The following is a 19,886-nucleotide window of genomic DNA, read 5'->3' on the forward strand; positions in this document are numbered from 1 at the left end:
GGCTGCGGACGGGAGCGCGCATGATCGCACGAAATACCGCAGGATGGCCGCCGCCACGCCGCGGCCATCCTCATGCATCACGCTTGCGCCCGGCTTTCGGCGCTCAGCTTCACCGCGCAGTACTTGAACTCCGGGATCTTGCCGAACGGGTCGAGCGCCGGCTGCGTCAGCAGGTTCGCCGCCGCTTCGACGTAGCAGAACGGCATGAACACCGAGCCGCGCTGCACCGCTTCGTCGGCGCGCGCTTCGAGCACGATCGCGCCGCGCCGCGTCTCGAGGCGCACGCGCGCGCCCGACTCGATCGCCTGCGCGGCGAGGTCGTCCGGATGCACCGAGCACCACGGCAGCGGCTCGAGCGCGTCGAGGACATCGGCGCGGCGCGTCATCGAGCCGGTGTGCCAGTGCTCGAGCACGCGCCCGGTCGTCAGCACCATCGGGTAATCGGCGTCGGGCAGTTCGGCCGCCGGCAGCGGCCCGACCGCGACGAAGCGCGCGCGGCCGCTCGGCGTGGGGAAATCGGCCTCGAACAGCACCGGCTGCGACGGCTCGTCTTCGGCGAACTTCGGCGCGACGACCGCTCCTTCGGTTTCGAGCGCCGCCCACGTGATGCCGGCGTAGCTCGGCAGCGCCCGGCGCAGTTCGTCGAAAATCTCGGCCGGGCCGGCGTAGTCCCACGCGAGGCCCAGGCGCTGCGCGATGCTCTGGATGATCCACCAGTCGGGGCGCGCGTCGCCGGGCAGCGGCAGCACCGGCTGCGACAGCTGCACGAGGCGGTCGGTGTTCGTGAAGCTGCCGGTCTTTTCCATCAGGCTCGACGCCGGCAGGATCACGTCGGCGAGCATCGCCGTCTCGGTGAGGAACAGATCCTGCACGACGAGGTGATCGAGCCCGGCGAGCGCGGCGCGCGCGTGCGCGAGGTCCGGGTCGGACATCGCCGGGTTCTCGCCTTCGATATACATGCCGCGGATGTCGCCCGCGAGCGCAGCGTCCATGATCTCGACGACGGTCAGGCCGGGCCTGTCGGACAGCTTCGTTCCCCACAGCGTCTCGAACTTCGCGCGCACGGCCGGATCGGCGACGTGCTGGTAGTCCGGGAACATCATCGGGATCAGGCCGGCATCCGACGCGCCCTGCACGTTGTTCTGGCCGCGCAGCGGATGCAGCCCGGTGCCGCGGCGGCCGATCTGCCCGGTCATCAGCGCGAGCGCGATCAGGCAGCGCGAGTTGTCGGTGCCGTGGATATGCTGCGAGATCCCCATGCCCCAGAAGATCATGCTGTTCGGGCTGCGCGCGTAGAGGCGGGCGACTTCGCGCACGGTCTCGGCCGGGATGCCGGTGATCGCTTCGACACGCTCGGGCGGGAACGCGAGCGCAGCAGTGCGGAACGCGTCGAAGCCGGTCGTGCGCGCAGCGATGAAGGCGTCGTCGGTCAGACCTTCGTCGATGATCACGCACGCGAGCGACAGCAGCAGCGTGACGTCCGCGTCCGGGCGGAACTGCAGGAAGCGGTGCGCGTGGCGGGCGAGCGGGGTTTCGCGCGGGTCCATCAGGACGAGTTTCGCGCCCCGCTCGACGGCGTTCTTCATGAACGACGCTGCGACCGGGTGGTTCGACGCCGGGTTCGCGCCGATGACGACAATCACGTCGGCAAATTCGACGTCGCGCACCGGGTTCGACACCGCGCCCGAGCCGATGCCTTCGAGCAGCGCAGCGACCGACGACGCATGGCACAACCGCGTGCAGTGATCGACGTTGTGCGTGCCGAAGCCCACGCGCACGAGCTTCTGGAACAGGTACGCTTCCTCGTTGCTGCCTTTCGCCGAGCCGAAGCCGGCGAGCGCGTGCGGGCCATGCGCGGCTTTTATGCGCGCCAGCCCTGCGGCAGCGAAGTCGAGCGCCTCGTCCCACGTCGCTTCGCGGAACGCTGCGAGCGGGTTCGACGGGTCGAGGTCGACCGCCTTCGGGATGCCCGGCTTGCGAATCAGCGGCGTCGTCAGGCGATGCGCGTGGCGCGGGTAGCCGAAGCCGTAGCGTCCTTTCACGCACAGCCGTCCGGCGTTCGCGGGACCGTCACGGCCTTCGACGTGGACGATTTTCGCCGCCGGGCCGTCGCCGGCGACGTGATAGGTCATCTGGCAGCCGACGCCGCAGTACGGGCATAGCGAGTCAATCGCGCGCATTGCGGGCTTTGCCAGGGGCGCGGCCGGCTCGACGGGCAGCGCGCCCGCCTCCGGCTTCGCCGCGAACGGGCCACCGGGGCGAGGGACTGCCGCGTCGGCGCTTGTGCCCGGGAAATCCGCAAGCGCCGCCGGCAGCAGCGCACCGGTCGGACAGGCCTGCACGCACTCGCCGCAGCCGACGCACGAGGACGTGCCCATCGCGTCGTCGAAGTCGAACACGATCGCGGTGTCCGCACCGCGCCGGGCGAGCCCGATGACGTCATTGACCTGCACTTCGCGGCACGCACGCACACAGCGCGTGCACTGGATGCACGCGGCAAGGTCGACCGCGATGCCGGGGTGGCTGCGGTCGGGCTGCGGCTGCGCGCGCGGGGCGAAGCGTGAGTCCGTCACGCCCAGTTCGTCGCACCAGTGCGCAAGCTCGGAGTCGGGCTTCTCGGCCGCGGCGGGCACGTCGGCGCGCAGCAGTTCGAGCACCAGGCGCTGCGACGCGCGAGCGCGCTCGCTCGTCGCTTTCACCTTCATGCCGGGTTTCGGGGCGCGGCAACAGGACGGCGCGAGCACGCGCTCGCCGTCGATCTCGACGACGCACGCGCGGCAGTTGCCGTCGGCGCGCATGCCGTCGGTGTAGCACAGGTGCGGGATATCGACGCCGGCGCGGCGCGCCGCAAGCAGGATCGTTTCGCCGGGTTGTGCATCGATTTCGCGGCCGTCGAGTTCGAAGCGGACGGGGTTCGTCGGAGCGTTCATGCCGCGCCCTCCTCGTTCTTGCCGGCCACACCCACTTCGTGCGGGAAGAAGCGCAGCACCGATTGCATCGGGTTCGGCGCGGCTTGGCCGAGGCCGCAGATCGAAGCGTCCATCATCACTGTTCCGAGTTCGGTCAGCAGCGCAGCGTCCCACGCCGGCTGTTTCATCAGTTCGGCCGCTTTCGCAGTGCCGACACGGCACGGCGTGCATTGGCCGCAGGATTCGTGGGCGAAGAATTCCATCGCGTTTTCGGCGAGCACGCGCGCGCGGTCGTGCTGCGAGAACACGACGATCGCCGCCGAGCCGATGAAGCAGCCGTATTCGCCAAGGGTGTCGAAGTCGAGCGGCATATCGGCGAGGCGCGCCGGCAGCATGCCGCCGGACGCGCCGCCGGGGAAATAGCCGTACAGCTCGTGGCCTGGCAGCATGCCGCCGCAGTGCTCCTCGACGAGTTCGCGCAGCGTGATGCCGGCGTCGGTGACGACGACGCCGGGCTTCGCGACGCGGCCGCTGACGGAGAAGCTGCGCAGCCCCTTGCGACCGTTGCGGCCGCGGCTCGCGAACGGGCCGGGCTCGCCCGCGAGCGCGGGGGCGACGATGTCGCGCACCCACCACAGCGTCTCGAGGTTGTGTTCGAGCGTCGGGCGGCCGAAGAGGCCCACTTCGGCGACGTACGGCGGGCGCAGCCGCGGCATGCCGCGCTTGCCTTCGATCGACTCGATCATCGCCGACTCTTCGCCGCAGACATACGCGCCGGCGCCGCGGCGGATCTCGATCGACGGCACATCCGGCCACGCGGCGCGCACGCGGTCGAGTTCCTCCGCGAGCAGCCGGCGCAGCGCCGGGTATTCGTCGCGGATGTAGATCCAGATGCCGTCGATGCCGACGACGTGCGCAGCGATCAGCATGCCTTCAATGAAGCGGTGCGGATCGGTCTCGAGGTAATGGCGGTCCTTGAACGTGCCCGGCTCGCCTTCGTCGATATTGACTGCCATGAACCGCGGTGCGGGCTGTGCGGCCACCGTGCGCCACTTGCGCGCAGCCGGGAAGCCTGCGCCGCCGAGGCCGCGCAGGCCGGCGGCGTCGAGCGCGGCGACGACCGCATCACCTGCGATTTCACCGCTGCGCACCGCATCCCACAGCCGGTAGCCGGCGGCCGCGCGGTACGCGTCGAAACGGATCGCCTCAGGCAGCGGCTCGTCGCGCTCGCCGCCCGCGACTACTGCGGCGACGCGATCGGCATCGGCGTGCAGCACCGGGCGCTGCCCGACGACTGCGACCGGGGCACTGTCGCAACGCCCGACACACGGCACGCGCTGCACGCGCACCTCCGCCCCGAGCTGGCTCGCGAGCGACGCGGCGAGTTCGGCGCCACCGGCCATCGCGCAGCCGAGCGATTCGCACACGCGCACGGTCAGCGCCGGCGGCGCTTTCCCGCCGGCGGGGACGAAGTCGAAATGGTGATAGAAGGTCGCAACCTCGAACACCTCGGCGCGCGCGAGCTTCATCGCCTCGGCGAGCGCGGCAAGGTGGTCGGCGTGGAGCGCGCCGTGCTCGTCCTGCAGGCGGTGCAGGTATTCGATCAGGCGGTCGGCGCGCGGCGTCTCGCCGGCGAGCGCAGCCGATGCGGCGAGCCGTGCCGACGCCGGCAGCGGCTCGCGCCCTCGCGGCCGGTCCGCCGATCGTTCGCGGGATCCTTTGCCCGGGCGTGCGCCCGCGCTGCGCTCTTTCTCACCGATCATGCTCGTGCTCACGATTTCGCCTCGTCCGCTCCTTCATCCGTGTCAAACCGTCGCCGGTTTTCCATCCTCGGCGACGGTAAAGTTGCTCTTCGGCGTACCGCAGTCCGGGCACACCCAGTCGGCGGGCACGTCTTCCCACTTCGTGCCGGCGGGGATGCCTTCGTCGGGCAGGCCGTCGGCTTCGACGTAAGGGAAATAGCACGCGGTGCATTGATACGTGGCCATGATGTCGGTCCTTGTCTCTGTGGTTCGGGGTCGGGGGCGGGTCTGTTTGTGGTGTTGCTGTTTTGTCTGGCTTGCGTTCGGGCTTCAGGACGGCGCGAGGAAGCGGCTGAAGCGTTCGCGCCATTCGCCTTCGATCGGCGTCGCGCGCGGCGCCCCGCCGAGATCGGCCCAGACGACGGTCTGCTTGGCGCGGAAGCGCACTTCGTCGCCCATCGAGGCAGTGGTCGTGATGTCCATCGACGTGTTGCCGATGCGGTTCACGACCAGCGTGAAAGTGAGGTCGTCACCGTGCATGCTCGGTGCGATGAAATCGACTTCGAGGTGGCGCATCGGCACGCCGCGCCGGATTTCGGCGTGGAGCTTGTAGAAGTCGATGCCGATGCCTTCATCGAACCAGTCCTCGATGACTTCGTTGCACAGCACCAGGCACTGCGGATAGAAGACGATTCCGGCCGGGTCGCAGTGGTGGAAGCGGATGGATTTCTTGCACACAAATTCCATGTTCAGTCCTCGAGAATGCGGGATACGAATTCGCCGACCGCATCAATCACGGCGGCCGGCTGGTCCTTGTGCGGCGAATGGCGGCAATCGGCGAGCTTGACGAGCTCCACGTCAGGCGCCTGCGCGGCGATGCGCTCGATCTGCGCCATCGTGCCGTATTCGTCGTCCTCGCCCTGGATCGCGAGCACCGGGCAGAGGATGCGCGGAACATATTCCTCGATGTTCCACGCACGAAAATCCGGGTGCAGCCAGATGTCATTCCAGCCCCGGAAGGCCGCGTCGACATCGGCGTGGTGCTTGGCCAGGCGCGTGCGCAGGTCGGTCGTCTGCCACGCGACTTTCGCCTGCGCGATGCTCGACACCGAGATGTCCTCGACGATCACGTGCGGCGCCATGACGATGACGGCAGCAAGCTCCGTCGCGGTGCCGCCGGCGCAGATCAGCGCGATCGACGCACCGTCGGAATGGCCGAACAGGATCGGCCGCTCGAGCCCCAGCGCGGCGAGCAGCGCTGGCAATACCTGAAGGCCTTCGTCGTGCATGTAGCGCGTGTCGCGCGGCAGTCGGGCCGGATCGGACCGGCCGTAACCGGCGCGCGAATAGACGAGCGCTTCGCAGCCGGTCGCGTCCGCGATTTTCTGCGGGAAATCGCGCCACATCGCGACCGAACCCAAGCCTTCGTGCAGGAACACGATCGCCGGGGCGCCGCCGCGCGGATGAGCCGATGGCAGGCGGACGTACTCGAGGTGCGTATCGCCGACTTGTACCTGTTTCACTTCAAACTCCCGATGTTTCCTGAACCGGTGATTATTGCCCGCCGCGGTCAGCACGCAGCGGGCACGGACCGCCGCGCCCCGGCGCCCTGCCGCACGCCGGAACAAGCGGATCGACAGGGATGAAAAACGCGCGCCGCGCTTCTTACATCGAGCAGCCGCGCGCGGGATCGGCGAGCCCTTTCTGGGCGACGCCGACGAGCTTGTTCTCGCGGCCTTCGACTTCGCGCAAATAGACGTCCTGCACCGGGTTGTGCGCTTTCGACATCGTGAACGCGCCGCGCGGGCTGTCGATCTTCGCCGCTTCCATCGCAGCGATCATTGCCGCCTGGTCGAGCTTGCCGCTCTTGACCGCTTCGAGGCCTGCGCCCAGGAGCTGCGCTGCGTCATAGCCGTGCACCGCGTAGACGTCCGGCTTCAGGTCGTAGGCTGCTCTGTACGCGGTGCGGAAGCTCTTGTCCTTCTCGTTCGTCAGGCCGTCAGCGTAGTGCAACGTCGTCAGCACGCCTTCGCCGGCGCCGTTCATCGCGTCGAGCGTGCCTTCGGTGAGGTAGCCCGTGCCGTACAGCGGGATTTTCGCCTTCAGCCCGGCGGCGTCGTAGTCCTTGACGAACTTCGCCGCGCCGCTGCCGACGAAGGACGCGAATACCGCATCCGGCTTGACGTTCGCGATGTCGTCGAGCAGGTGCCGGAAGTCGACGCTCGGGAACGGCACGAAAAGCTCTTTCGCGACCTTGCCGCCAGCCTGCTCGAACGCTTCCTTGAAGCCGGCGGCCGACTGATCGCCGAAGGAATACTTCCACGACACCGTGACGACGTTCTTGTGCCCGCGCTCGGCCGCGAGCTTGCCCATCGCGTACGCCGGCTGCCACGTCGACATCGAAGTACGGAACACGGTCGGCGCGCACAGCGAACCGGTCAGCTCGTCGTTGCCGGCGGTCGGGATGATCAGCAAAGTGTTGGTGTCGCGCGCGACTTTCGCCATCGCCAGCGCGGCGCCCGAATGCACCGTGCCGACGAGCACGTCGACCCGGTCGCGCTTGATCAGCTTGCTCGCGTTCTCCGTCGCCGTCGCCGGGTCCGACTTGTCGTCGGCGAAGAAGTATTCGACTTCGCGCCCGCCGAGCTTGCCGTCGTGCTCGGCGACATGCTGCTTGAAGCCGTTCGTGATGGCGTTGCCGATCGCCGCGTAAGTGCCGGTGTACGGCAGCAGCAGCCCGACTTTCACCTTGTCGGCGCCGTGCGCGAGCGTGGGCAGCAATGCCGCAGCAGCCAGGCTGACTGCGCCGGCAAGGCCGCGCCACTGTGGTTGCGAATGCTTCACTGGTCGTTCCTCCTGTCATCGGGATAATGGGACTATGTCGTCCCATTATCCTTTACGACCCGGGCAACACGCCATCAACGCCCGGCACCCTGCGCGCGCAGCTTGAAGCGCTGGATCTTGCCAGTTGCGGTTTTCGGCAGCTCGTCGACGAACTCCATCCAGCGCGGATACTTGTAGGGTGCCAGATGCGCCTTGACGTGCTGCTTGATCGATTCGGCGAGCGCCGGTGTGCCGCGCACGCCCGGCTTGAGGACGATGAAGGCTTTCGGCTTGATCAGCTGGCCGTCGTCCTCGTGCCCGACGACCGCCGCTTCGAGTACCGCTTCGTGCTCGATCAGGCACGATTCGACTTCGATCGGCGACACGTAGATGCCGCTCACCTTGAGCATGTCGTCGTTGCGCCCGGCATATATGTAATAGCCGTCGGCGCTGCGCGAATACTTGTCGCCGCTCCGCGTCCACGGCCCCTGGAACGTGTCGCGGCTCTTCGCGCGGTTGTTCCAGTACATCGCGGCGCTGGTCGGCCCGGCGATCTGCAGTTCGCCCGGTTCGTCCGCGCCCTCGATGACGAAGCCGGCATCGTCGATGAGGCGCAGCTCGTAGCCCGGCACGGCCTTGCCGGTGGTGCCGTAGCGGACTTCGCCCGGGCGGTTCGACAGGAAAATGTGCAGCATTTCGGTCGAGCCGATGCCGTCGAGGATCTCGACGCCGAAACGCTCGGTCCAGCGCCGGCCGATGTCTTCCGGCAGCGCTTCGCCCGCCGACGTGCAGACGCGGATCGCGAGTTCGCCTTTTGCCGGGCAGTCCGGGCTCGCGAGCATCGATGCGTACAGCGTCGGCACGCCGTAGAAGATCGTCGGACGGTGCTCGCGCAGGCGTCTGAAAGCTGCCTCGGGCGTCGGCCGCTCGGCCATCAGCACTCCGGTCGCGCCGGCCGCGAGCGGGAAAGTCAGGCCGTTGCCGAGACCGTAGGCGAAGAACAGCTTCGCCGCCGAGAACACGACGTCGTCCTCGCGGATGCCGAGGATCGGCTTCGCGTACAGCTCGTAAGTCTGGATCAGGCTCGAATGCACATGCACGGTGCCTTTCGGCGCACCGGTCGAGCCCGACGAGTAGAGCCAGAAGCACGGTTCGTCACAGGTCGTCGGCGCAGTGCGGAACTGGTCGGAAGCGCTGTCCATCAGCGCGGCGAGCGAATCCGCAGCTTGCGGCGGAGCTTCCGCGCCGGCGATGACGAGACGCTCGAGTGTCGGCACGCAGTCGAGCAGCGGCGCAAACGTCTCCGCGAGCGGGGCGGACACGACAGCGATGCGCGCACGGCTGTCGCCGAGCATGTATTCGTAGTCGGACGCGGTCAGCAGCGTGTTGACCGCGACCGGCACGACGCCGGCCTTGATCGCGCCGAGGAACACCGTCGGGAAGTCGATCGTGTCATGGACGCACACGAGGATGCGCTGCTCGCGCATGATGCCGAGCGCACCGAGCGCGTTTGCGAAGCGGTTCACGCGCGCCGCGAGTTCGTCATAGGTATAGCTGCCGGCGTCGTCGATGAACGCGACCTTGCTGCCGCGCCCGGCGGCCAGGTTGCGTCCGATCAGGTCGTCGGCCGCGTTGTAGTCGCGGGGCAGGGTGATTTTCGGCGAACCCGCACCGGGCTGCGCCGCGCTGAGCGTGTGCATTCTGTCTTTTCTCCGTTTGCCCGGCTCGTGCCGGGTCGTGTCGTCCGTTACCGGTCTTGGCGCCGGTGCTTTCCCTGGTTTGAAGCCATCGCCGGCAGATCCGGCAGACGTGGTGCGGTGCCGCTGTCGATCGGACGCGCGGATTCAGGCCGCCGCCCGGGTGAACTCGATCGCGCCTTGCGGCAGCAAATACAGCACGTACGCGCGACCGCCACTGACGGTGGGGCGATGCACGCTGCCCGGGCCATAGACGAACCAGCCCGCGCCATGGCCGTCGAACTTCGCATCGCCTTCGAGCGGCATGATCATGTCGATCTCGCCGTTCGGGTGCGCGTGCTGCGGCCCGACGACGTCCGACATCTCGACGACGTCGACGCTGAAGCCGTGGATCTCCGGACACGGCTTGACGACGCGACCGAACTTGATGCCGCCGTGCTCGCGCTCGCACATCCAGCCGGCGGCGACGGCGTCGCGGCACGCTGCGGCAATCGCCTCGAACTCCGGACTGCCGGGCGGAAAGCGTTCGTTGAGGAATGCTTCGAGCTGCTTGTCGAGCGGCCGGTCCTGGATCTGTCCGGTCACGTTCGCGATCAGCGCCTGGAAGTTTTCGACGGTCATCGTCGGTGTCTCCTGTCGGGATTGGGGGTGCAAATCTTATTATTTATAGCTGGTTTCAGCTGCCGAGCAGCGCGGCGTCGGCGGCGTCGCGCGACAGCGCTTCGAGCAGCGCCGGGCCGCCCTGGACGACGCAGCGCCGGTGGTACGTCGCCAGCGCGCGCAGGCCGCCGAGCTCCTCGCCGCCGCCGGCACGCCCCGGCCCGCCATGCAGGCAGGTCGGCATGACGTTGCCGTGGCCGGTGTGGTTCGCGCCGACTGCCGCATCGACGACCATCACGCGCCCGTGCAGATCGGCGATGCCTGGGACGAGCTCAGCGAGAAACGCCGCGTCGCCCGAATACACCGACGCGACGAGCGAGCCGCGGCCACGGCGCGCAAGTGCGATCGCCTCTGCCGTGTCGGCGTACGGCACGATCGTCGCGACCGGCCCGAACACTTCGACGTCATGGACGTGCCGGGCGTCGAGTCCCTTGTCGCAATACAGCAGTGTCGGCTGCACGAACGCCGAGACGGCCGGATCGGCATCGACCGGGGCGAAATCCACGCCGCCGCCGAACACCGTCTCGCATTCTTCGCGCAGCTTCGCCAGTCCTTCGAGCGCCGCGGCCTGCTGCGCGCGGCTGACCAGCGGCCCGACGCGCACCCCTTCGCTCTTCGGATTGCCGACGCGGTACGAGGCGAGCTTCGCGGCGACCGCGTCGGCGAGCGACCGGCTTGCTGCCGCGGGCGCGAAGACGCGCCGGATCGCCGTACATTTCTGCCCGGTCTTGATCGTCATCTCGCGCACGATCTCCTTCACCGCGAGATCGAACTCGGGCGTTCCGGGCTGCGCATCGGGCCCGAGGATCGCGGAATTGATGCTGTCGGCTTCGATGTTGATGCGCACCGAGCGGGCGACGACATTCGGATGCGTGCGCATGCGCGCCGCGGTGTCGGCCGAGCCGGTGAAGGAAACCACGTCGCATTCGCCGACGTGGTCGAGCAGGTCGCGCGCCGAGCCGCACACGATCGACAGCGCGCCCGCGGGCAGGATGCCGGCCTTGACGACGTCTTCGACCATGCGCTGCGTCAGCCAGGCGGTCGGCGTCGCCGGCTTGACGAGCACCGGCACGCCGGCGAGCAGCGCCGGAGCGGCTTTTTCCCACAAGCCCCAGGCCGGGAAGTTGAACGCGTTGATGAACACTGCGACGCCGGTCAGCGGCATCAGGAAATGCTGGCCCTGGAACGCGTCGGTCTTTGCCAGCGCGACGCGGGCGCCTTCCTTCAGGTGACGCGCCGGGCCGAGCGCCTTGCCGGCACGCGCATAGCTTTTCAGCGTGAAGATCGCGCCATCGACGTCGAACGCGGCGTCCGCTTCCGTCGAGCCGGAATTGCGCAGCGCAATGTCGAAATATTCCGCACGTTTCGCGCTCAGCACTTCGACGATCGCGCCGAGCAGCGCGGCGCGGCCTTCGTAGCCGAGCGCCCGCAATGCCGGCCCGCCGCTCTGGCGGGCGAATTCCAGCGCACGCCCGGTATCGATGCCTTCGGACGAGACCCGCACCAGTTCTTCGCCGGTGACCGGATCCTGCAGCGCGATGCCGTCGCCGGCCCCTTCGAGCCATTGCCCGTATACGTAATTAGCCAGTTTCACGTTGTCTCCTCGTCCTCTTGTTTCTGCATCGCACCCGGACACTCAAGGTCGATGACCGGTTGGGTGGTCGCGCGTCTGGCGCAACTCGTGGAAATAGAATACACCCGCCTTATTCTCCGTCAAGAACTTTACTGCACTATTTTGCTCGATCGCCTCTTCAAAACTGCACTCCTGATCGCATAACCAGCACTGCACTCTGCTTATTGTGGCAATTTTCTGCAGACTGCTTCATTACCCGGTAAAACAAAATGCACTTTACCTCTTGACCTTGCTTAACTCCTGCACTATTGTTCAACCCAACAGCACAGGCAACTGCACAACAGGAACCACGATGAGCTTCAAGACCGACTCCGACGCGAACCAAGTGGATCACCGTGACGACACCGTCACCGGCGCGTCCACGCTGCTGCCGACGCTCGGCCGGCGGGTGCGCGAGATCCGGGACCGGCGCGGCATGACCCGCAAGCTCGTGGCCCGCGAAGCCGGCGTTTCGGAACGCCACCTCGCGCACCTGGAAGGCGGCGAAGGAAACGTGTCGATCATGCTGCTCGACAACATCGCCCGTGCGCTGGACGTGTCGCTGGCCGACCTGCTCGCGCCGGAGACCGAAGACACGGTCGAACGCCGCCTGATCCGCCGCTTTCTCGAGCGCCTGCCGCAGCACCGCCTCGAAGAAGTGGTGTTCCGGCTGATGCGCGACTTCGGCCACGACGAAGCGGTGCGTCGCAAGCGCATCGCGCTGATCGGCCTGCGCGGCGCCGGCAAGTCGACGCTCGGCGGACGGCTGGCGCGCGAGGAAGGGATGCCGTTCATCGAACTCGACCGCGAGATCGAGAAGGAAACCGGGATTCCGGGACGCGAGATTTTCGCGCTGTACGGCCAGCCGGGATATCGCCGCATCGAGAAGCGCACGCTCGAACGCGTCATCCGCGAGCATCAGCGCGCAGTGATTTCGATCGGCGGCGGCGTCGTGTCGCAGCCCGACACTTACGAGCTGCTGCTGTCGAACTGCCTGACGATCTGGCTCAAGGCGCAGCCGGAAGAACACATGGCCCGCGTCATGGCCCAGGGCGACCTGCGGCCGATGGCGGGCAACGACGAGGCGATGGATGACCTCAAGCGCATCCTCCAGGCCCGCGAGCCGCTGTATGCGAAAGCGGACACCGTCCTCGACACGACGGGCGAGACGGTCGATCAGAGTTTCATGAAGTTGCGCCAGCTCGTAATGAGCTGACCCCCCACGAGAGAAGAGGAGACAGAGATGGAAGCAGTCGCGAAGAACCAGGAAACCGCCGTCGAACGCGTCGATTACCGTACCGAGCCGTCGAAGTACCGTCACTGGTCGCTATCGACCGATGGCGCCATCGCCACGCTGACGCTGAACATCGACGAGGACGGCGGAATTCGGCCGGGCTACAAGCTGAAGCTCAACTCGTACGACCTCGGCGTCGACATCGAGCTGCACGACGCGCTGCAGCGCGTGCGCTTCGAGCATCCTGAAGTGCGTACCGTCGTCGTCACGTCGGGCAAGCCGAAGATCTTCTGCTCCGGCGCGAACATCTACATGCTCGGCCTGTCGACCCACGCCTGGAAAGTGAACTTCTGCAAATTCACGAACGAAACGCGCAACGGCATCGAGGACTCCAGCCAGTACTCGGGCCTCAAGTTCCTCGCCGCGTGCAACGGCACGACTGCCGGCGGCGGCTACGAGCTGGCGCTGGCGTGCGACGAGATCGTCCTCGTCGATGACCGCAACTCGTCGGTGTCGCTGCCCGAAGTGCCGCTGCTTGGCGTGCTGCCCGGCACCGGCGGGCTGACGCGCGTCACCGACAAGCGCCGTGTGCGCCGCGACCACGCCGACATTTTCTGCACGATCTCGGAAGGCGTGCGCGGCAACCGCGCGAAGGAATGGCGCCTCGTCGACGACGTCGTCAAACAGCAGCAGTTCGCCGAGCAGATCCAGGCGCGCGCCGAAGCGCTCGCTGCGCAATCCGACCGCCCTGCCGGCGCGAAAGGCGTGCAGCTGACACGGCTCGAGCGTACCGACGATGCGAACGGCTACCACTACGAATACGTCGATGCGGCGATCGACGCCGCCGCCCGTACGATGACGCTGACCGTGCGCGCCCCGTCGGCCGTCACCGCGAAGACCGCCGCCGAAATCGAGGCTGAAGGCATCAACTGGTGGCCGCTCAAGATGGCGCGCGAACTCGACGACGCGATCCTGAACCTGCGCACGAACCACCTCGACGTCGGCCTGTGGCAGCTACGCACGACGGGCGACGCCCAGGTCGTGCTCGACATCGATGCGACGATAGTCGCGAACCAGGACAACTGGTTCGTCCGCGAGACGCTCGGCATGCTGCGCCGCACGCTCGCGCGCATCGACGTGTCGTCGCGCAGCCTGTTCGCGCTGATCGAGCCGGGTTCGTGCTTCGCCGGCACGCTGCTCGAGATCGCGCTCGCCGCCGACCGCAGCTACATGCGCGACGCAGCCGATGCCGAAAACCGCATCGGCCTGTCAGCAATGAACTTCGGCCCGCTGCCGATGGTGAATGGCCTGTCACGCATCGACGCGCGCTTCTATCAGGAAGAGGGTCCGATTGCTGCGGTGAAGGCGAAGGAAGGCACACTGCTGTCGGCCGCCGAAGCGATGGAGCTTGGCCTCGTGACTGCGATCCCCGACGACCTCGACTGGGCCGACGAGATCCGCATCGCGATCGAGGAACGCGCCGCGCTGTCGCCGGACGCGCTGACCGGCCTCGAAGCGAACCTGCGTTTCGGCCCGGTCGAGACGATGAACACGCGGATTTTCGGCCGTCTGTCGGCGTGGCAGAACTGGATCTTCAACCGCCCGAACGCGGTCGGCCCGACCGGCGCACTGAAGCTCTTCGGTTCCGGCAAGAAGGCGCAGTTCGACTGGAACCGCGTGTAAATACGACGCAACCCATACATACAAAACACCCCAGAGGAGCACAGAGATGATCAACTACAGCGAACGCATCCCGAACAACGTCAATCTGTCGGAAAACAAGACGCTCCAGCGCGCGCTCGAGCAGTGGCAGCCGTCGTTCCTGAACTGGTGGGACGACATGGGCCCGGAGAACTCGACGAACTACGAAGTCTACCTGCGCACCGCCGTCAGCGTCGATCCGAAAGGCTGGGCGGACTTCGGCCACGTCAAGATGCACGACTACCGCTGGGGGATTTTCCTCGCGCCGCAGGACGGCCAGAAGAAGATCACGTTCGGCGAGCACAAGGGCCAGGACGTGTGGCAGGACGTGCCGGGCGAGTACCGCTCGACGCTGCGCCGCATCATCGTTACCCAAGGCGACACCGAGCCGGCGTCCGTCGAGCAGCAGCGTCACCTCGGCCTCACCGCGCCATCGCTGTACGACCTCCGGAACCTGTTCCAGGTGAACGTCGAGGAAGGCCGCCACCTGTGGGCGATGGTCTACCTGCTGCACGCGCACTTCGGCCGCGACGGCCGCGAGGAAGGCGAAGCGCTGCTCGAGCGCCGTTCGGGCGACGCGGACAACCCGCGCATCCTCACCGCGTTCAACGAGAAGACCCCTGACTGGCTGTCGTTCTTCATGTTCACGTTCATCACCGACCGTGACGGCAAGTTCCAGCTCGCCTCGCTCGCCGAATCCGCGTTCGACCCGCTTGCCCGCACCTGCAAGTTCATGCTGACCGAGGAAGCGCACCACCTCTTCGTCGGTGAATCGGGCGTCGCCCGCGTGATCCAGCGCACCTGCGAAGTGATGAAGGAGCTCGGCACCGACGATCCTTTGAGGCTGCGCGCCGCCGGCGTCATCGACCTGCCGACGCTGCAGAAGTACCTGAACTTCCACTACAGCGTCACCAGCGACCTGTACGGCGCCGAAGTGTCGTCGAACGCCGCGACTTACTACACGAACGGCCTCAAGGGACGCTTCGAAGAAGAGAAGATCGGCGACGACCACCAGTTGCAGAACTCGGAGTACACGGTCATGGACGTCACCGGTGAGCAGATCCTGACCCGCCAGGTGCCCGCCCTGTCGGCGCTGAACGAGCGCCTGCGCGACGACTGGATCGCGGACGTGCAGGCCGGCATCGACCGCTGGAACCGCATCCCGGCCAAATTCGGCTTCAACTTCCGCTTCACGCTGCCGCACAAGGGCTTCAACCGCCGCATCGGCATGTTCGCCGGTTCGCATGTCAGCCCGGACGGCCACCTGCTGTCCGAAGCCGAATGGACGCACCAGCACAGCAACTGGCTGCCGACCGAGAGCGACCGCCTGTACGTGCATTCGCTGATGGGCCAGTGCGTCGAGCGCGGCAAGTTCGCGAACTGGATCGCAGCGCCGGGTCGGGGCATCAACAACCAGCCGATCGACTTCGAGTACGTGCGTTTCAACTAAGCCATCGAAAAAAACGGGGGCCGGGCGCCGGCCCGCCCCCGTCCAGTGGAGAAGAGACAGCCATGAACGCGCCCGTAGAGCACGCAATCGCCAAGCAGCATCTGATCGACCCGGAAATCTGCATTCGCTGCAACACCTGCGAAGAGACCTGTCCGATCGATGCGATCACGCACGACAACCTGAACTACGTCGTCAATTTCGATATCTGCAACGGTTGCCTCGCGTGCGTGCCGCCGTGCCCGACGGGCGCGATCGATTCATGGCGCAACGTCGAACGCGCCAAGCCGTACAGTCTCGAAGAACAGTTCAAGTGGGACGTGCTGCCCGACACCACCGAGCTCGACAACGTCGACGCGCCGTTCGCGGTCGCGCGCCCCGACGACGAGCTGCCGGCCGAAGTGCAGCACATCACCGAAGTCGCCACTGCCGGCCAGGGCGGCCCCGCGCTCGCGCCGTGGTCCGCGTCGCACCCGTATGTAAACCTTTATGCGCCGACCCGCCCGATCACCGCGACCGTCACCGGCAATTACCGGCTCACCGACGCGGACGCTTCGAGCGACATCCACCACGTCGTGCTCGATTTCGGCTCGACGCCGTTCCCGGTGCTCGAAGGCCAGTCGATCGGCATCATCCCGCCCGGCACCGACGACAAGGGCCGCCCGCACCTGCTGCGCATGTACTCGGTCGCGAGCCCGCGCAACGGCGAGCGTCCGCACTACAACAACCTCGCGCTGACGGTCAAACGCGTCACCGAGGACCATGAAGGCAAGGCTGCCCGCGGCGTCGCGTCGAACTATGTGTGCGACCTGAAGAAAGGCGACAAGGTGCAGGTCACGGGACCGTACGGCTCGACCTACCTGATGCCGAATCACCCCGCCTCGTCGATCATGATGATCTGCACCGGCACCGGCTCGGCGCCGATGCGCGCGATGACCGAGCGCCGCCGTCGCCGGATCGCGCAGAACGAAGGCGGCGAGCTGGTACTGTTCTTCGGTGCGCGCGCGCCGTCCGAGCTGCCATACTTCGGCCCGCTGCAGAAGCTGCCGAAGGACTTCATCGACATCAATTTCGCGTTCTCGCGCGTCCCCGGCGAGCCGAAGAAATACGTGCAGGATTCGATCCGCGAGCGCGCCGACAAGGTGTTCCGGATGCTCAACGACGACAACTGCTACATTTACATCTGCGGCCTGAAAGGCATGGAATCGGGCGTGCTCGAAGCGTTCCGCGACATCTGTCGCGCGAACGGCGCGGACTGGGAGGCGCTGCAGCCGAAGCTGCTGGCCAACGCGCGCTTCCACGTCGAAACCTACTGACCATCAATGCAGAAGGAAAAGGAAATCCGCCATGACCCGCCCCGTCTATATCTGCGATGCGATCCGCACCCCGTTCGGCCGCTACGGCGGCACGCTGTCCGGCGTGCGCGCCGATGACCTCGCCGCGCTGCCGATCAAGGCGCTCGTCGAGCGCAACCCCGGCGTCGACTGGCAGGCCGTCGACGACGTGCTCTACGGCTGCGCGAACCAGGCCGGTGAAGACAACCGCAACGTCGCGCGCATGGCCGCGCTGCTCGCCGGCCTGCCGGTCGAAGTGCCCGGCAGCACGATCAACCGCCTGTGCGGCTCCAGCCTCGACGCGATCGGCATGGCCGCGCGCGCGATTCGCTCAGGCGAAACCGAGCTGATGATCGCCGGCGGTGTCGAGAGCATGAGCCGCGCGCCGTTCGTGCTCGGCAAGGCGGACAGCGCGTTCTCGCGCAGCGCGAAAATCGAGGACACGACGATCGGCTGGCGCTTCGTAAACCCGCTGATGAAAGCGCAATACGGCATCGACTCGATGCCCGAGACCGCCGAGAACGTCGCCACCGACTTCGGCGTCAGCCGCGCCGACCAGGACGCGTTCGCGCTGCGCAGCCAGCAGCGCTGGGCCGCCGCTGCCGAGCGCGGCTTTTTCGAGCGCGAGATCGTGAAAGTCGAAGTGCCGCGCAAGAAAGGCGAGCCGCTCGTGCTCGCTGCCGACGAGCATCCGCGCCCGGACACGACGCTGGCGACGCTCGCGAAGCTCAAGGGCGTCGTGCGCCCCGACGGCAGCGTCACCGCCGGCAACGCGTCCGGCGTCAATGACGGCGCATGTGCGCTGCTGCTGGCTTCCGAAGCGGCGGTCAAGCGCCACGGCCTCACGCCGCGCGCCCGTGTCCTTGGCAGCGCCGCGGCCGGCGTCGCGCCGCGCATCATGGGGATCGGCCCGGCACCGGCGACGCTCAAACTGCTCGCGCGGCTCGGCATGTCGGTGCGCGACTTCGACACGATCGAGCTCAACGAAGCGTTCGCCGCGCAGGGACTGGCGGTACTGCGCCAGCTCGGCCTGCCGGACGACGGTGCGAATGTGAACCCGAACGGCGGCGCGATCGCGATCGGCCATCCGCTCGGCGCCTCCGGTGCACGACTCGTGACGACGGCGCTGAACCAGCTCGAAACCACCGGCGGGCGGTTCGGCCTGGCGACGATGTGCATCGGTGTCGGCCAGGGCATCGCGCTCGCGATCGAGCGGGTGTAATCCGTCCCGCGCCGGGGAAAAAGGTCCAGCCGTGAAACCGGAAGCCATCCAGATCATCAGGGACGAGCACCTCGCGATCAGCGCGGTGCTGTATTCGCTGCGCTACCTCGTCAAGGAGATGCGCCGCGGCGCGGCGCCGAACTTCGCGGTGCTGCGCGCGATCCTCGACTACATAGTGTCCTATCCGGATCGCTGGCACCATCCCAAGGAAGACAAGTACCTGTTCGCCGCCGTCCGGCGTCGCACGCGCGAAGCCGACGGGCTGATCGCACGGCTCGAACGCGAGCATGCACTCGGCTATCCGATGGTCGACGAGCTGAAGAAGCAGCTCGTCGCTTTCCAAAGTGGCGCCAGCGGCGCGCGTGACGCATTCTTCACCGCCGCCGACCGCTACACGGAACTGGAATGGGAGCATCTGCGCACCGAGGAAGACGTCTTTCTGCCGATCGCCGAACGCGTGCTCGATGCGGAGCAGTGGGCGGAGATCGCAGCCGCGTTCCGCGAGAACGACAACCCCTTGTTCGGCATCAAGCCGCGGGAAGAAGCCGAAGCGTTATACCAACGCATCCTGAAGCTGGCACCGGCGCCGATCGGCTTCGGCAGCAACGGCTGAACCGTTGCTTCGTAACAAATGTTGCAATGCACAAAACATCTTGACCTGCCGCGACCTGTGACTACAATGGGATTGTGCACTGCAGCAGGATGAGTCTCCCCGATGTCGGGCCTGCGTGCGACTGCCGAATGTTTCGACCCCTCCAGGAGCCTGCCATGACCAATCCCCCCAACCAGCTCGGCGACCTCGCCAAGACCGCGTTCGACACGTACCTGAAATCCGCGAGCACCGCTTTCGAGTCCGTCGAACGCCTGATTGCCCTGAACCTGAACACGGCACGTTCGACGCTGGAAGACGGCAGCGGATTCGTCCGTGCGCTGCTTGCAGCGAAGAGCCCGAACGAAATTCTGGACCTGCAGTCGTCGTTCGCCCAGCCGCTCGCGCAGAAATCGCTCGCGTACTATCGCAGCGGCTACGAGATCGTCGCGCAGAGCCTCGAAGAGTGCCTCAAGCCTTACGAAGCGCAGTTTGCGGAAGCGAACAAGCTTGCGATCATTGCGATCGAGAAAGCGGCTCAGTCCGTGCCGGGGGGTGGCGAAGTTGCAGTCGCCGCGATGCGTTCGGCGATTGCGGCAGCGAACTCGACCTACGAGAGCGTGACAAAGGCAACCCGGCAGGCTGTCGAAATCACCGAAGCCAACGCCGCTGCGACGGCCGACGCAACGATCAAGGCGATCGAAACAAGCGCTGCCGCAACGCACAAGAAGAGCGCCTGATTTTTCCGCGACGGCGGCCTCGCGGCCGTCGTCCTCATTTGCGTTAGATCCTCCGGCGCCTTCGGGCGCCGGAACTTTTTACGGCCGGACCATCGTCGTCCGGAACCTCTTCGATCGCGCCTGCGTCAAAAGTGCAGGGCTCGTTGCCCGTCGTTGCCTCGTCAGGAGCACGACCG

The 19,886-nt window shown here is 66.9% G+C and carries 16 protein-coding genes; 7 read left to right on the forward strand and 9 right to left on the reverse strand.

The window, feature by feature from the left end; translation table 11 throughout:
- Positions 1-77 precede the first annotated feature (77 nt).
- From fdhF to EBN1_RS07775, 9 genes are all read right to left on the reverse strand, one after another.
- A complete protein-coding gene (fdhF, locus tag EBN1_RS07735) occupies positions 78-2,930 on the reverse strand; it encodes a formate dehydrogenase subunit alpha (RefSeq protein ID WP_011237383.1) in 2,853 nt (950 codons plus the stop codon).
- Positions 2,927-4,684 carry an NAD(P)H-dependent oxidoreductase subunit E gene (locus EBN1_RS07740; RefSeq protein ID WP_011237384.1) on the reverse strand — a complete coding sequence of 586 codons (1,758 nt, stop codon included), beginning with the start codon at positions 4,682-4,684 and terminating at the stop codon, positions 2,927-2,929. The genes fdhF and EBN1_RS07740 overlap by 4 nt, the downstream gene beginning before the upstream one ends.
- A 30-nt stretch (positions 4,685-4,714) precedes the next feature.
- Entirely contained in the window at positions 4,715-4,897 is a 183-nt protein-coding gene (locus tag EBN1_RS07745; RefSeq protein ID WP_085938653.1) for a rubredoxin, read from the reverse strand.
- An 84-nt stretch (positions 4,898-4,981) separates the two neighbouring features.
- Entirely contained in the window at positions 4,982-5,398 is a 417-nt protein-coding gene (locus EBN1_RS07750) for a benzoyl-CoA thioesterase (protein WP_011237386.1), read from the reverse strand.
- Between the two features lie 2 nt (positions 5,399-5,400).
- Entirely contained in the window at positions 5,401-6,174 is a 774-nt protein-coding gene (locus EBN1_RS07755; protein ID WP_011237387.1) for an alpha/beta fold hydrolase, read from the reverse strand.
- A 142-nt stretch (positions 6,175-6,316) separates the two neighbouring features.
- The gene (locus EBN1_RS07760; protein WP_011237388.1) at positions 6,317-7,495 is read right to left on the reverse strand and encodes an ABC transporter substrate-binding protein; all 1,179 of its coding nucleotides are present in this window, start codon (positions 7,493-7,495) and stop codon (positions 6,317-6,319) included.
- A 74-nt stretch (positions 7,496-7,569) separates the two neighbouring features.
- On the reverse strand, positions 7,570-9,174 hold the full coding sequence (locus EBN1_RS07765) for a benzoate-CoA ligase family protein (protein ID WP_011237389.1): 1,605 nt from the start codon (positions 9,172-9,174) through the stop codon (positions 7,570-7,572).
- A gap of 144 nt (positions 9,175-9,318) precedes the next feature.
- Complete coding sequence (locus tag EBN1_RS07770; protein ID WP_011237390.1) at positions 9,319-9,792, reverse strand: DUF4863 family protein; 474 nt, start codon at positions 9,790-9,792, stop codon at positions 9,319-9,321.
- 55 nt (positions 9,793-9,847) lie between these two features.
- Positions 9,848-11,425, reverse strand: coding sequence for a 3,4-dehydroadipyl-CoA semialdehyde dehydrogenase (locus EBN1_RS07775; protein WP_011237391.1), 1,578 nt, complete (start codon positions 11,423-11,425; stop codon positions 9,848-9,850).
- A 331-nt stretch (positions 11,426-11,756) separates the two neighbouring features.
- On the opposite strand from EBN1_RS07775, the gene EBN1_RS07780 reads away from it, so the two are divergent.
- The 7 genes from EBN1_RS07780 to EBN1_RS07810 all read left to right on the forward strand — a co-directional run bounded on the left by EBN1_RS07780 (position 11,757) and on the right by EBN1_RS07810 (position 19,710).
- Entirely contained in the window at positions 11,757-12,659 is a 903-nt protein-coding gene (locus EBN1_RS07780; protein WP_011237392.1) for a helix-turn-helix transcriptional regulator, read from the forward strand.
- A 27-nt stretch (positions 12,660-12,686) separates the two neighbouring features.
- Positions 12,687-14,360: a 2,3-epoxybenzoyl-CoA dihydrolase gene (gene boxC / locus EBN1_RS07785; protein WP_011237393.1), complete on the forward strand. Its 1,674-nt coding sequence runs from the start codon at positions 12,687-12,689 to the stop codon at positions 14,358-14,360.
- Positions 14,361-14,406: 46 nt separating this feature from the next.
- Positions 14,407-15,828 (forward strand): benzoyl-CoA 2,3-epoxidase subunit BoxB, encoded by a 1,422-nt coding sequence (gene boxB, locus EBN1_RS07790; RefSeq protein ID WP_011237394.1) that lies wholly within the window; start codon positions 14,407-14,409, stop codon positions 15,826-15,828.
- Between the two features lie 62 nt (positions 15,829-15,890).
- Complete coding sequence (gene boxA / locus EBN1_RS07795; RefSeq protein ID WP_011237395.1) at positions 15,891-17,141, forward strand: benzoyl-CoA 2,3-epoxidase subunit BoxA; 1,251 nt, start codon at positions 15,891-15,893, stop codon at positions 17,139-17,141.
- 31 nt (positions 17,142-17,172) lie between these two features.
- Positions 17,173-18,381, forward strand: coding sequence for a 3-oxoadipyl-CoA thiolase (pcaF, locus tag EBN1_RS07800; protein ID WP_011237396.1), 1,209 nt, complete (start codon positions 17,173-17,175; stop codon positions 18,379-18,381).
- Between the two features lie 31 nt (positions 18,382-18,412).
- Positions 18,413-18,994: a hemerythrin domain-containing protein gene (locus EBN1_RS07805; RefSeq protein WP_011237397.1), complete on the forward strand. Its 582-nt coding sequence runs from the start codon at positions 18,413-18,415 to the stop codon at positions 18,992-18,994.
- A gap of 155 nt (positions 18,995-19,149) precedes the next feature.
- Entirely contained in the window at positions 19,150-19,710 is a 561-nt protein-coding gene (locus tag EBN1_RS07810) for a phasin family protein (protein WP_011237398.1), read from the forward strand.
- Positions 19,711-19,886 lie beyond the last annotated feature (176 nt).

It is taken from the genome of Aromatoleum aromaticum EbN1 (assembly GCF_000025965.1).
In the GTDB taxonomy this organism is placed as follows: domain Bacteria; phylum Pseudomonadota; class Gammaproteobacteria; order Burkholderiales; family Rhodocyclaceae; genus Aromatoleum; species Aromatoleum aromaticum.